Annotated in this window: 8 protein-coding genes and 3 pseudogenes; 1 reads left to right on the forward strand and 10 read right to left on the reverse strand. The window is 50.5% G+C overall.

What is annotated here, in order from left to right; genetic code table 11:
* Positions 1-427: 427 nt before the first annotated feature.
* The 10 genes and pseudogenes from BFF42_RS01650 to BFF42_RS01700 form a co-directional block, all read right to left on the reverse strand.
* Positions 428-682, reverse strand: a pseudogene (locus BFF42_RS01650) (fimbrial protein); the annotation flags it as partial.
* Positions 679-1,167 (reverse strand): fimbrial protein, encoded by a 489-nt coding sequence (locus BFF42_RS01655; protein WP_000714140.1) that lies wholly within the window; start codon positions 1,165-1,167, stop codon positions 679-681. The pseudogene BFF42_RS01650 and the gene BFF42_RS01655, both read right to left, overlap by 4 nt.
* Positions 1,164-1,673, reverse strand: coding sequence for a fimbrial protein (locus tag BFF42_RS01660; protein ID WP_000018471.1), 510 nt, complete (start codon positions 1,671-1,673; stop codon positions 1,164-1,166). Before BFF42_RS01660 ends, BFF42_RS01655 begins: the two co-directional genes overlap by 4 nt.
* A gap of 15 nt (positions 1,674-1,688) precedes the next feature.
* The gene (locus tag BFF42_RS01665) at positions 1,689-2,414 is read right to left on the reverse strand and encodes a fimbria/pilus periplasmic chaperone (RefSeq protein WP_146759021.1); all 726 of its coding nucleotides are present in this window, start codon (positions 2,412-2,414) and stop codon (positions 1,689-1,691) included.
* A gap of 45 nt (positions 2,415-2,459) precedes the next feature.
* Positions 2,460-5,102, reverse strand: coding sequence for a fimbrial usher protein YfcU (gene yfcU, locus BFF42_RS01670; RefSeq protein WP_005058328.1), 2,643 nt, complete (start codon positions 5,100-5,102; stop codon positions 2,460-2,462).
* A gap of 81 nt (positions 5,103-5,183) precedes the next feature.
* A pseudogene (locus BFF42_RS27475) lies at positions 5,184-5,746 on the reverse strand (fimbrial protein).
* Between the two features lie 674 nt (positions 5,747-6,420).
* A complete protein-coding gene (sixA, locus tag BFF42_RS01685) occupies positions 6,421-6,906 on the reverse strand; it encodes a phosphohistidine phosphatase SixA (protein WP_001195819.1) in 486 nt (161 codons plus the stop codon).
* A 202-nt stretch (positions 6,907-7,108) separates the two neighbouring features.
* The gene (gene fadJ / locus BFF42_RS01690) at positions 7,109-9,253 is read right to left on the reverse strand and encodes a fatty acid oxidation complex subunit alpha FadJ (RefSeq protein WP_000424993.1); all 2,145 of its coding nucleotides are present in this window, start codon (positions 9,251-9,253) and stop codon (positions 7,109-7,111) included.
* A complete protein-coding gene (fadI, locus tag BFF42_RS01695; protein WP_000531950.1) occupies positions 9,253-10,563 on the reverse strand; it encodes an acetyl-CoA C-acyltransferase FadI in 1,311 nt (436 codons plus the stop codon). Before fadI ends, fadJ begins: the two co-directional genes overlap by 1 nt.
* A 179-nt stretch (positions 10,564-10,742) precedes the next feature.
* A complete protein-coding gene (locus tag BFF42_RS01700) occupies positions 10,743-11,027 on the reverse strand; it encodes a YfcZ/YiiS family protein (RefSeq protein WP_000030901.1) in 285 nt (94 codons plus the stop codon).
* A 371-nt stretch (positions 11,028-11,398) separates the two neighbouring features.
* Here BFF42_RS01700 and fadL point away from each other — a divergent pair.
* Positions 11,399-12,738: pseudogene (gene fadL, locus BFF42_RS01705) on the forward strand (long-chain fatty acid transporter FadL).
* Positions 12,739-13,159: the final 421 nt, after the last annotated feature.

The raw sequence follows: 13,159 nt of genomic DNA on the forward strand, positions 1-13,159 counted from the left end.
CTGACATTGCCATTGAAGCGGAGCGTCCCGTGCCGGAACGTTACCTCACAGCTGATACTGAGGGTTTCCGGATCCTCTGCGAGCGATTCTGGCTGTTCGGCAGCTGCATCGAGAGTCACAGGAAGTAGCTGGGGGCTCTCTGAAGAAGGTAATAGCAGCTTTCCCTCGTGCCATTGTTGTCGCCATTTGAACAACAGATTGGCATTAATGCCATTTCAAGAGCAAGTTTTGAGATGGATATCCCGGGTTCACAGGAGGCAGCAACGAGCTGCTGTTTAAATTCGGGAGGATAATTAGGGCAGCCTTTTCGCCTGCCGGGATTCACATTTTTCTGCATATCTGACACTTTGGTTCCCACTACTTATTTGGTGGACACCACTTTGTCTAATTCGTCAGATTCTGACCAGACGGTTCAGGCTGTACGCTTACCTTTGCAGTCTTTCAGCTTAAACACAACCGGCAGATGCGCGGACTGCCCAGATACCATCAAATCCCGGTTGCTGACGGTGGGAAAATGGATTTCTGCCAGGTTGGCACCATCCACCACCAGCGTGCAGGATTTACTCAGCAGGTTGCCGTAAAAATGCAGGTTGTTGTCGACTGCCTGTGCTCCTGTGCTGGCGGTCAGCAGCAGGCCTGCTAACAGCGCATAACCGGGTGAATAAATGTGTGCTGTTTTCATTGGTAATCCACCCGTAAGGTTGCGTAAGCAGAAAAGGTCGTGTCCGTCAGCACCGCATCAGCCGCTTTGACCGGTACCGCCTCCAGCTTTGGCTTCTGGCTAAAATCGGTGGCGTTAATGGAAAGCGGCTCGTTGAGCTTAAAACGCTGACCGTCATGCTGAAGCTCAATTCCGAAGCCCGGTACATCCGTCTCAATAGCAGAGTCGTTGTAGGAGGTGGCAGTCCCCGTCCAGGAGAGTGTCATATTCCACTCGGGATCGCGGACATCCGAGTCGCAGCTCAGTTCGTAGTCCACTTTCTGACGACCATAATTGCCATCAATGCTGTCGATAATGAGATCGCGAAATTGCACTTCGATGGTTTGCCCGCCGCTGATGCTACAGGCGGGCGGCGACATCAGCGTACCGTGGAATGTGATGTCATCTTCCGCCGCCAGCACAGCCCCGCAACCAGCGCACAGTAAAAGGAGCAGGAATTTTTTCATTGGTAATCCACCACCATGGTCATCGTGGCGTTAAACTCCGACGGCGTCAGTTGCACCCCGCTCTGTTTTACCGGCACCGCTTTCAGCTGAGGCTGAGTGTTGACATTAAAAGGCGTCCAGTTATTTTCACCAACTGCAAACAGGGAGTTGTCGGCGGCGTTTTCTATCCGCACCCCCAGGCCGGCGATATCCGTGCTGAGAACCGTTTCTCCGTTGATCACGGCGGTATTGCCTTTGAGCTGCATCCGTAAGTCATCGCTGACTTTATTACCGCAGTTGAGGGTGTATTTCGCATCCTGTTGGTAATTGGTACCATCGATCCTGTTGATTATCACATTGCCAAATTTCACAGCGCTTCCCTTCACGGAGCAAGGCGGCGGTCCATCGACCAGGATTCGCAGCGTCAGATCCACCTGTTTGATATCACTGCCAGCAACAGCCAAACCGCTGATGCCCCATCCGGCCAGCACCAGCAACCCTGCGCCCGCTACAAACTTGTGACTCATAAGTCCCTCCCGGCATCAGCCTTTGCGGCTCTGCTCTTCATCCACCTGGCAGCTGTTGCCGGTGCATTTGAAGTACAGCGGCATCCGCGCGCCGTAGTCGTTGATGTAAGTCAGCACCGGCACGCTGTCCATCTTCGCATTCAGCGGTGCGGAGGTTTTCGGCTCCATCATCAGCGGTGTGAATCCCGCCGGCGGGTTGCCGCCTTTTTTAGCGCTGGCGTTGCTGATGATCACGTAGTACGGCGTCGGGTTATTGACGGTGAAGTCCTGGCCGTTACGGATGAGCGTCACCTTATGCTGCCACGGACTTTTCATGCTGGTGTTCTCCAGCGCCTTCGGTCGCCAGAACAGTTTGATACGCGTCTGCAGCGCAATCTGCAGTGTGTTCGGTTTATTTGATTTCAGCGGAATTTCGCGCACGTTGAAATAGAACACGCTCTCGCGGTCGGCCGGCAGTTTGTTGATATCCGGCAGCCCCTGCACCTTCACCTGGCCGTTCATCATCGCATCGATGCGCTGCACTGGCGGAAGCACCGCAAGCGGCGAGCTGATTTTGTTGCCCTTTGCATCCTCTATCCAGCTCTGCGCCAGATAAGGCAGTGTGGGATCGTTGTTGCGCAGCGTGACGCTGATGGACTTGTCGCTTTCGTTAAACACCAGCCGTGTCCTGTCGGGCGTCACCGAAGCGTGGCTGGAGAAACTGACCGCTGTCGCCAGCAGCGCCAGTGCCGGGACAACGATTTTGCAGTGTTAGTCAGATTAAACATGGATCATTCCTTAATCACGTTACTGGTTTACTGAAATTGAAGTCGGAGGTTCCGTTGGCGTCACCCGCTGTGTCTGTTCCTGAATCGCCGGTTTGACCGCCGGCGAAGTGATAGGTGCTACATTGCCTTTATGCTGGCATGGCAGTAACAAGCCGTTAAACAGATCGGCAGGCAGCGGGTCCGGCAGGTTGATATCGCAATGCGCAACACCACTCCAGAACACACTCATGTGTTCGCCAGGTTTCACCCCAGCCAGATAAACATTGCCGTCATCATCGACAAGGCCCACTGTCTGCTCGTTATCATTTTTTACTTCTGCGCCAAACGGAGGATGGCTGCCGTCGCTCAGGCGCAGCACCGCCATCGCTTTTTGTCCGCTAATGACAGCAAATTTACGGTAGCCAATGGCACCTTCAGTTAGCGTGGCTTGCACCACCGACTGGGTTGCTTCAGCGTTTTCAGGCAATCTGTTGAGGTCGATATACGCCTGATTGCGGTAATAGTTATTGACGTCAGAAACGACGGCTTTACCAAACATATTGGTATAAACAGCAGCCCCGTTACCTTCCACCGGAACATCGGCAACGCCATCGGCATCAATCAACAAGCGTGTCCCGCCCATATTCTGGGTACGGTGAAGTGCGCCACCGTGGGCAGTAAGCGTTGCGCCGCCCTGTAACGACAAGCCCGCAGAGGTGTATTGCCCTTCATGGTAGTTCGCACTGAGGTCAACCTGCGCCAGCGAACCATCATGGCTGTAATAGCCGTCAACGCTGGTGTGTTTGTCACTGGTGCCGACGTTCAACTGATAGTGAGTCGCGTCATCGACACGGCTGAAATAACCGACCTGACTGCTGTCCGTCCCACTGCCATAGTTACCATTATAGCTAACGGTACTGTTGTCGCCCCACGGCATACTGAGCGAAATGTACATGCCTTTGTCGGCCTGGTTGTCATACTCGTAACGGTAGCCAGTCATCGAGATGCTGACATTACGAATACTGCCCATATTGAAATAGTGCGAGAGCATGATGTTGTAGTTTATCTGCTCCTCGCGATCCCAGTAGGTATGGCGGGTATAGTTGAGATAAACCGAAACACCCGCATCGCGGAAGTTCTGGTTATAAGTGGCGGTGTACATCTCTTTGTCGTTGCCCGTGCGTACCATTCCGCTGTCACTGGCATCCAGATACTCGCTCATGGTCATAAAGTTCTCTTCCGAGAAGCGATATCCAGCAAAAGTAACGCGGCTGTTGAGCTGGTCAAAGTCTTTGGAATAACTCACACGGAAGGAGTTACCGTCCAGCGAACCTTTGCCATAAGCGGTGTCTTTATCCAGTTTGGTGTGCGAGTGAGTAACATCAAACGCGACCGCGCCGAATGTAGACAAATCGCGACCGACGCCAAGCGCCGCAGACTGATAGTTTTCATCTCCCAGTGCGCCGCCATATAACGACCAGCCGTTAGCGATCCCCCAGGAAGCTTCAGCACCAGAAAAAAATTCACCCTCGACATGGTGTCCCCACTCTTGCGGACGGCCCATCATGATCTTATAGCGAATCTGACCTGGACGAGTGAGGTATGGCATCGAGGCGGTGCTGATGTCATATTCCTGCACCTGGCCGTTCTGTTCTTCAATGCGAATATGCAACGTACCGGAGACAGAATCACCAAGATCCTGAATACGAAACGGTCCAGCCGGAACCTGCGTTTCGTAAATCACACGCCCCATCTGGCTGACGGTCACTTTTGCTGTGGTGTGTGCCACGCCGGAAATGTCTGGCGCGTAGCCGCGCAGATTGGGAGGCAACATTTGATCGTCAGTACTGACACTGCCACCAACATAGTTAAAACCATCAAAAATATCGGATCTGAGGTAATCCTCGCCCAGCGCCAGTTTGGCTTTTAATGATGGTAACGCCCGCCAGGCATAGTAGCGACTCCACTCCCATTTTTTTTGAGTTTCATCGCCGCTGAATTCATCGTCATCATTACTGCGAGTATGTTGATAGTTAGTCTGCCAGTCAGCACGCATACGCCACGGCCCCAGGTTAACCCCGACCGTCCCGTTGCCGCTGATCTCGTTACTATCATCACCGCCATTTTCTTCGTGCCGGGTTTGTGCGTTGATGCTGTAGTCCGCGACGATCCCGGAGATGCCGTCATCCCAACGTGAAGGCGGATCCCAGTCGGGATAAGTATATTCGAGGTAAGCCTGTGGCAGTGAAATGACTAATGCGGACTGGCTTAAATCAGCCTTAATTTCCATGCCTTCCAGTTGACCGGATTTCAGGCATTTAGCATCGTGGCTCCATTGCAGATTTTTCGCCACGTCTTCTTTTAAACCAAACTGCGCTACCAGTTCCGGTGTCAGACAAGCATAGCTTTTGCTCGCGTCATCTTCACCAGCATACCAGTAAATATCGTACTCTTCCGCCAATGGCTGTTTATTTAGTTGAACCTGTAAATTGTATTTTCCGGGCTCAACATATCCCTGGCTGGAAAAACGCTTCAGATCAATTTTTGTGTCGCCTTTTAATTCCAGAAAACGGGAATCAAACTGAATGTCGTCTTCAGCCCAGACACTGCTATAACTCCCTGACATTGCCAGCGCAATGCACCACGGAAGAATCCGTAATCGAAAAAGAGAATGGTCAGGCATACACGTTTCTATCCGTTTTTATTCTTGTTCGGTCAAAATCCATTTAAATCCCCCATAGCAGTGTCGCTATGGGGGTATGCCTTACAGGTAAGTAATCTGGAAGGTGGTATTTGCTTCGAAATTACCCAGATCTGGCGCATCAGCTGCGCGACCAGCCAGGCTTTAAAGTTCAGTGTCTGCTTCGCTTTGCCTTTATTAGTAGAAGTGTCTTTCACTATTTTCTGGTCAATACCCATGCCGCTTTTGTAAGAGGTACCCAGAGAGTCACCGATCGCCAGGCTAACATTGTTAAATGCCGCACCGGTATCGGTATTGAAAATGGTGTAATAATTGCCGCTATTTGCAGAAGAAACGGTACCTGTAAAGGTAGTGGTCATTGTTTCCTAAGTATCAAATACGCAATCTTGCAGACGAATCTGGAAACTTTTCGGCGTGGTGGTGCCGTTATTTTTCAGTTTTTCGGCACCGATATCACCCATATCAACTTCCAGTTTGTGATCGTCCGGAACGATAGAACACACTGAGTCTTCAATGGTGCCGTAAAAACGTGCAGTACCGTTGTTACCCGCAGCGATTGTTGCCGTAGAGGTGAACACGCCCATCACCATTGCCGCAGCAATAGCTGTTTTAATAAACTTACTCATTATTTGTCCTTAAACTATAAATAATTAAAAATATAAACATTGCAATACATTGATTCAGTCAATAGCCAATGTTTATACCCAGCCATTGAATACGGCATGCGATCCAAAAAGAACAGGTCGTAGAAAATTGTATTCGTTGGTGTGGGGCCGCATAGTGATGTTTCCACACCCCTGATGCAATTTAATTTTACTAAAGAGTAAATGTAGATTTAATTAATATATTGACAGAAGAAAGATTATCTTAAGGACATCCTTAAAAAATACGGAATAAGTATTTAGAAAAAATAGAAAGTATATCAATAATGAATATCAACAGCTTAAAAAACAAACAATGAACATATAATGCGATTGGCATTTATCCACTTTTGACAATATAATATATAAACACTATAGCCAGAATTTAATCAAGTTTCAATTACATCCTGCCTGATTATTCAACTCTATTATCTGTATTAATAAATGACAATGAGTGTCAAACAGACATTATTCATTTCAACATGTAACTTTGGGCAAAATCAAGATACGCGCAGAAGAATAATTTCCGAATGAATGTAGAAAGTGTTTTATTTATAGATAAGGAGAGTCTTCGATAGTAGTGAGGTTGACAGATATCCGCTGCCTGATGAGCAATTATGCCCAATGAATCTACCTCATTGGGCATAATTTGGAACACATCAGATAGCTTTTGCCATCTTCAGATTACACGGGCTCATCTGCCAGTTGAATGTACCGTTTCCGCTTTCATCAAGCGTTACGCTGGCAATGGCCGAGGTGGTAAACATAGGCGGCGTTTCGCCCGGACATAACTCGGCAACCAGATACCCGACTAACGGTAAGTGAGAGATCACCAGTACCGAAGCAACACCTTCATTGGTCAACGCCTGCAAATAGGCACTGACCAGACCAACATCGCCGCAGGGCGTTAACTCCGGCAGAACTTCTGCACTGGAAGGCAGGTTCAGACAATCCCCTACTTCTTCCAGTGTTTGCTCGGCTCGCAGGAACGGGCTCACCAGAACGCGTTCGATTTCCACTTTTTGACCTTTCAGCCAGTTCGCCATCAGGCGAGATTCGTCACAACCATTAGTGGTCAGAGGACGAACCGAATCACTGGCGGCATCGAGGGCTGCGTCGCCGTGACGCATGATAAAAACTTGCATATTGCACCGCTTTTGTTAACCAGATTCGCCCATTTTCTTTCATCTGAAACCAGAGAAAGAAAACGGTGGCCGGCATTGTGCCTTATCCATTCACCGAATGAAACGCTGTTTTTTACCTCAATGGCGTAAGTATAGTCAATATGCGTTTACATTTTGACCAATACTCCGCCATTCAGCGCGGATTCATATAGCTTTGACCTTCTTATTGCAGGTCAGTTGCAGTTGTTTTCCAAAAACTTTCCCCACGCGCGCCCATCTCGACCAAACGCTCGCAAGGGGTAAAACGGGAACCATACTGCGTGGCCAGTCGTTGCATTATTGCAACCACTTCGCCCGCGCCGAGAGAATCGATATAGCGGAACGGTCCACCGAGAAATGGCGGAAAACCAATGCCAAATACCGCACCAATATCCCCGTCACGCACGCTACGGATAACCTGCTCATCAACACAACGTACTGCTTCATTCAGCATCAACATCACACACCGTTCAGCAACCTGCGGTGCGGAGAGTCGCCCCTGCCCTTGTGCGCCAATGAGCGGGTAAATGGCGGGATCGACCTGTTTTTTGCTTTTACGCCCTTTCTGACCATAAAGATAGAAACCCCGACCATTTTTTCTGCCTTTGCGATCATCGTTCAAAATTGAAGAAACAACATTTGCAGGCGCGCTAAAACGTTCTCCATAAGCGGCTTCCAGTACAGGAATAATTTTAGTCCCGGTGTCGATTCCTACCTCATCCAAAAGTTGGATTGGACCTACCGGAAAACCAAATTTCACTAGCGCGGCATCAATGTGCTCTACCCGTTCACCTTTGGTCAGCATGCGGATAGCTTCATTAATGTAAGGCGCTAAGATGCGATTGACGTAAAACCCGGCTTTGTCACGCACGACAATGGGCGTTTTGCCCTGTTTTTTCGCCAGTTTTACCGTAGTGGCGATGGTTTGCGCTGATGTACCCGCATGAGGAATAATCTCCACCAGCGGCATTTTTTCCACCGGACTGAAGAAATGCAGGCCGATAACTTGCTCAGGTCGCGTGGCGTGAGCGGCGATATCACCAATCGGTAAAGATGACGTATTCGAAGCAAAGATGGTATGAGCGGCGCAATTTTGCTCAACTTCCGCCACCATCTGTTGTTTCAATTCGAGATTTTCAAACACCGCTTCAATAATCAGATCGCGATGGGCAAAGCCGCGATAGTCCGTCGTTCCGGAGATTAATGCCAGCTGTTTGTCACGTTCGCTGGCTTTGAGATGACGACGGCGAACTTTGCCCTCCAGCTGATCCCAACTGTACTTCAGCGCATGATTTATGCCCTGCGGGTTGATATCTTTAATTCTGACCGGAAGCCCCGCTTTACAAGCAGTGACATAAGCAATACCGCCGCCCATCAAGCCACCACCTAAAATTCCCACGCTGTTTAATGGCGCAGGCGGTGCATCACTACCGGGATCTTTCTTCACGTCCGTACTGGCAAAAAAGATACTACGCAGCGCCTGCGATTGTGGCGTCATCGCCAGTTCGCCAAACGCCCGAGCTTCGGCGTCATAACCGCTGCTGGTGCCCTGCGCTAATCCCGTTTCAACAACCTCCAGGATACGTTCTGTCGCCGGATAATTGCCTTGAGTTTTGTGTTCTGTTTTCTTGCCGACCATTTTGAACAGCAGCGCACGACCTAACGGCCCCGCCAGAATACGCTCGCGTACAGGTAGAGGGCGGGAAGATGGGCGATCCTTCTTCGCCAGCTCAACAGCGACTTCCAGCAAAATGGAGTGCGGAACAACGTCATCCACCAGCCCCAGCTTTAATGCCTGTTTCGCCCGAAGTTGTTTTCCGGTGAGGATCATCTCTAATGCTGTGCTGACGCCTATCAGACGCGGTAAACGCTGGGTGCCGCCTGAACCGGGTAACAATCCAAGTTGTACTTCAGGCAAACCGAGCACCGTTTTAGGATCGTCAGTACAAACGCGACCGTGGCACGCCAGCGCCAACTCCAGCCCACCACCCAGGCAAGCGCCATGAATAGCCGCGATAACCGGAATGGGCAAAGCATGAATCTCCGCCATCAACTGTTGGCCCTGCCGCGCCAGAGCTTCCGCTTCTTGCGCCGTTTTGCAGTTGCCGATCATGTTGATGTCTGCTCCGGCGATAAAATTGTCCGGTTTCGCGGAGATAAACACCACGCCGCGCAACTCTTTGTTTTCACGGAGTTGCTTAATAATGGCGCGCACCTGCGAGGCAAATTCCGCCTTCAGGGTATTCATTTTCTCATCCGGTACGTCGATGGTGATGATAGCAATGTTGTCCAGACGAACATTAAGAGTAAACGCTGATGCCATTTCCATTATTCCGCCTCCAGAACCATTGCCGCGCCAAGCCCACCGGCAGCACAGGCGGTAACTAAACCAAATCCACCGCCGCGACGGCGAAGTTCATGCAATGTCTGGGTAATCATCCGCGCGCCGGTCGCCGCGAAGGGATGCCCGTAAGCAATCGAACCGCCAAGCACGTTAAATTTGCTATCGTCCACTTCGCCAGTGGCATGTGCACGCCCCAGTACTTCACGAGCAAAACGTTCACTACCCAGCAACTGAATATTCGCCAGTGTCTGAGCTGCAAAGGCTTCGTGCATATCGATCAATGTCAGATCGCTCATTGTCAAACCGGCACGTTCCAGCGCCAGCGGTGTTGACCAGGCCGGACCGAACAACATGTCCTGCCAGACATCAATCGCAGTAAATGCGTAGCTGCGCAGATACCCCAGCGGCACTAGCCCTAATTCTTTCGCCCGGGATTCAGTCATCAGGATCACCGCTGCCGCGCCATCGGTCAGCGGCGTACTGTTTGCCGCCGTTACCGTTCCGTGTTTGCGATCAAACGCCGGGCGCAGCTTTGCGTAATCGGCAAGCGAGGAATTACCGCGAATATTGTTGTCTTCGACAAGCGGTTGTTTATAAGGAGGGATAAAGGCAGTCATCACCTCTTCTTTGAGTTTTCCGTCTGACCATGCCTGAGCGGCACGCTGATGCGAACGGTGCGCTAATGCATCTTGCTGTTCTCGGGTGATGCCGTAGGTTTTCGCCATTTGCTCTGCGGTGTCACCCATCCGCAAGCCGGTAGAATATTCTGCTACTGCAGGCGGTACGGGCATTAAATCGCGCAAACGCAGGCGAGAGAAGAGTTTCAGGCGCTGGCTCATGGTTCGAGCTTTGTTGACATCAACCAGCACGCGCGCCAGTTTTTTACTGACGCCAATTGGCAATACGGAAGAGGAATCTGCCCCACCGGCAATCCCCGCTCGGATAGTTCCCGCCATCAGGCTTTCTGCGACGTTTGCAACCGCCTGGAAACTGGTAGCGCAAGCGCGGCTGACGCTGTAAGCATCGGTATGCACATTCATTCCGGTACCGAGAACAATTTCACGCGCAATGTTGGGGGCTTCAGGCATTTGTACGACCTGACCAAAGACCAGCTGTTCAATCACTTCAGCGGGGATCTCGCTGCGTGCCAGCAGTTCGCCTACCACCATCTTCCCTAAATCAACCGCGGGAATGCCATGAAAAGCCGTCGCCTGGCGGGCAAAAGGCGTACGTAAACCGCTAACAATGGCGATACGATCGCCCTGGCGGGTAACCAGCGGTAAAACCTGACCCATAACACTCCCCTGTAAAAAAATAAATAAAGTGGTCTGACCTGATCATAGTCTTAACCATTTTTTTACATTTAGCCAAGCGGAGAAAAAGGAAAGTGGGAGCTATGACACAGTGAAGACAGGAGAAAGAAAAGAAAACGCCCCTGCCAGCAACTGACAGGGGCGAACGTACCCGAGAGGAATTAACGCAGACCCAGCTGGAAGATCAGCATTTCAGCTTCGCAGGCAAAAGTGAAATCGATATCCAGGCGCACACCGTCAGACTCTTCAGTGAAAGTCGGGGAGATTTTGCACGGTTCGGATTCCACGCTACGGGCTTTTTCAGTCAACGCCGCCAGCGTTTGTTCTGCTTCTGCGCGGTTTGCAAACACGCGGCTGTAAGACGCGGTGCAGTCGGAGTTGTCCATAATGGTGCCAACATCCATACAGCAGCAAACCGGGGTTTCATCAGCACTACATTTACTCATCGTTGATTTCCTCTGTATGTGCACCCAAGGTGCCAGATAAACGTTGTGGATATTTTACGCTTCCGGAAAGTGCTGCTCCAGTTGTTAATTCTGCAAAATCGGATAAGTGACCGAAATCACACTTAAAAATGCTCTAAAACAAAATTCACCCGAATCCGCGAGTGCGCAACCTCCAAATTTTGCCAGCTGGATCGCGTTTCTTAGATCATATTTGAAAAAAGATGGAAACATACTTGCAACATTCCAGCTGGTCCGACCTATACTCTCGCCACTGGTCTGATTTCTAAGATGTACCTCAGACCCTACACTTCGCGCTCCTGTTACAGCACGTAACATAGTTTGTATAAAAATAAATCATTGAGGTTATGGTCATGAGCCAGAAAACCCTGTTTACAAAGTCTGCTCTCGCAGTCGCAGTGGCACTTATCTCCACCAGGCCTGGTCGGCAGGCTTTCAGTTAAACGAATTTTCTTCCTCTGGCCTGGGCCGGGCTTATTCAGGGGAAGGCGCAATTGCCGATGATGCAGGTAACGTTAGCCGTAACCCCGCATTGATTACCATGTTTGACCGCCCGACATTTTCTGCGGGTGCGGTTTATATTGACCCGGATGTGAATATCAGCGGAACGTCTCCGTCTGGTCGTAGCCTGAAAGCCGATAACATCGCGCCTACGGCATGGGTTCCGAACATGCACTTTGTTGCACCGATTAACGACCAATTTGGTTGGGGCGCTTCTATTACCTCTAACTATGGTCTGGCAACAGAGTTTAATGATACTTATGCAGGCGGCTCTGTCGGGGGTACAACTGACCTTGAAACCATGAACCTGAACTTAAGCGGTGCGTATCGCTTAAATAATGCATGGAGCTTTGGTCTTGGTTTCAACGCCGTCTACGCTCGCGCGAAAATTGAACGTTTCGCAGGCGATCTGGGGCAGTTGGTTGCTGGTCAGATTATGCAATCTCCTGCCGGGCAAACTCCTCAAGGGCAAGCATTGGCAGCTACCGCCAACGGTATCGACAGTAATACCAAAATCGCTCATCTGAACGGTAACCAGTGGGGCTTTGGCTGGAACGCCGGAATCCTGTATGAACTGGATAAAAATAACCGCTATGCACTGACCTACCGTTCTGAAGTGAAAATTGACTTCAAAGGTAACTACAGCAGCGATCTTAATCGTGCGTTTAATAACTACGGTTTGCCAATTCCTACCGCGACAGGTGGCGCAACGCAATCGGGTTATCTGACGCTGAACCTGCCTGAAATGTGGGAAGTGTCAGGTTATAACCGTGTTGATCCACAGTGGGCGATTCACTATAGCCTGGCTTACACCAGCTGGAGTCAGTTCCAGCAGCTGAAAGCGACCTCAACCAGTGGCAACACGCTGTTCCAGAAACATGAAGGCTTTAAAGATGCTTACCGCATCGCGTTGGGTACCACTTATTACTACGATGATAACTGGACCTTCCGTACCGGTATCGCCTTTGATGACAGCCCAGTTCCGGCTCAGAATCGTTCTATCTCCATTCCGGACCAGGACCGTTTCTGGCTGAGTGCAGGTACGACTTACGCATTTAATAAAGATGCTTCAGTCGACGTTGGTGTTTCTTATATGCACGGTCAGAGCGTGAAAATTAACGAAGGCCCATACCAGTTCGAGTCTGAAGGTAAAGCCTGGCTGTTCGGTACTAACTTTAACTACGCGTTCTGATAACGCGTTCGCCTGGATAAAGTCACCTGCATAGCAGGTGACTTTAACTCCCCCACTTCACCGAAAGTAGTGTCCTCATTGCTTACCTCCTGAGTTTTGCAAACAGCCTGTTGGCAGCTTGCCCTTTCAAATCAATAAGCGGTATCCACAGACAAACCTGAAGGGAAAGGCATATTTTCAGGCGTTCTGCTCGTCCTTCTCAAAGAGTTTACTTTTCTGCATTTCCAGGATACTCCCGTTACTTTATTCGTACCCCTTATAATGGGGTGTTAGCCAGCCAGACCCGGCATGATTACTGCCCCCAGTCGTCCATGATCCGGGAGGTGATGTCACCGGGTCTGGTGGGGCGCTGGTAACCGCTAATAGGGGTCAGGTCAGGCACTTTTGCCGGGACCGTCTGTAACGTGGATGCCGGTACCTG

This window comes from Shigella sp. FC1661 (assembly GCF_001712525.1).
Classification (GTDB): Bacteria; Pseudomonadota; Gammaproteobacteria; order Enterobacterales; family Enterobacteriaceae; genus Escherichia; species Escherichia coli.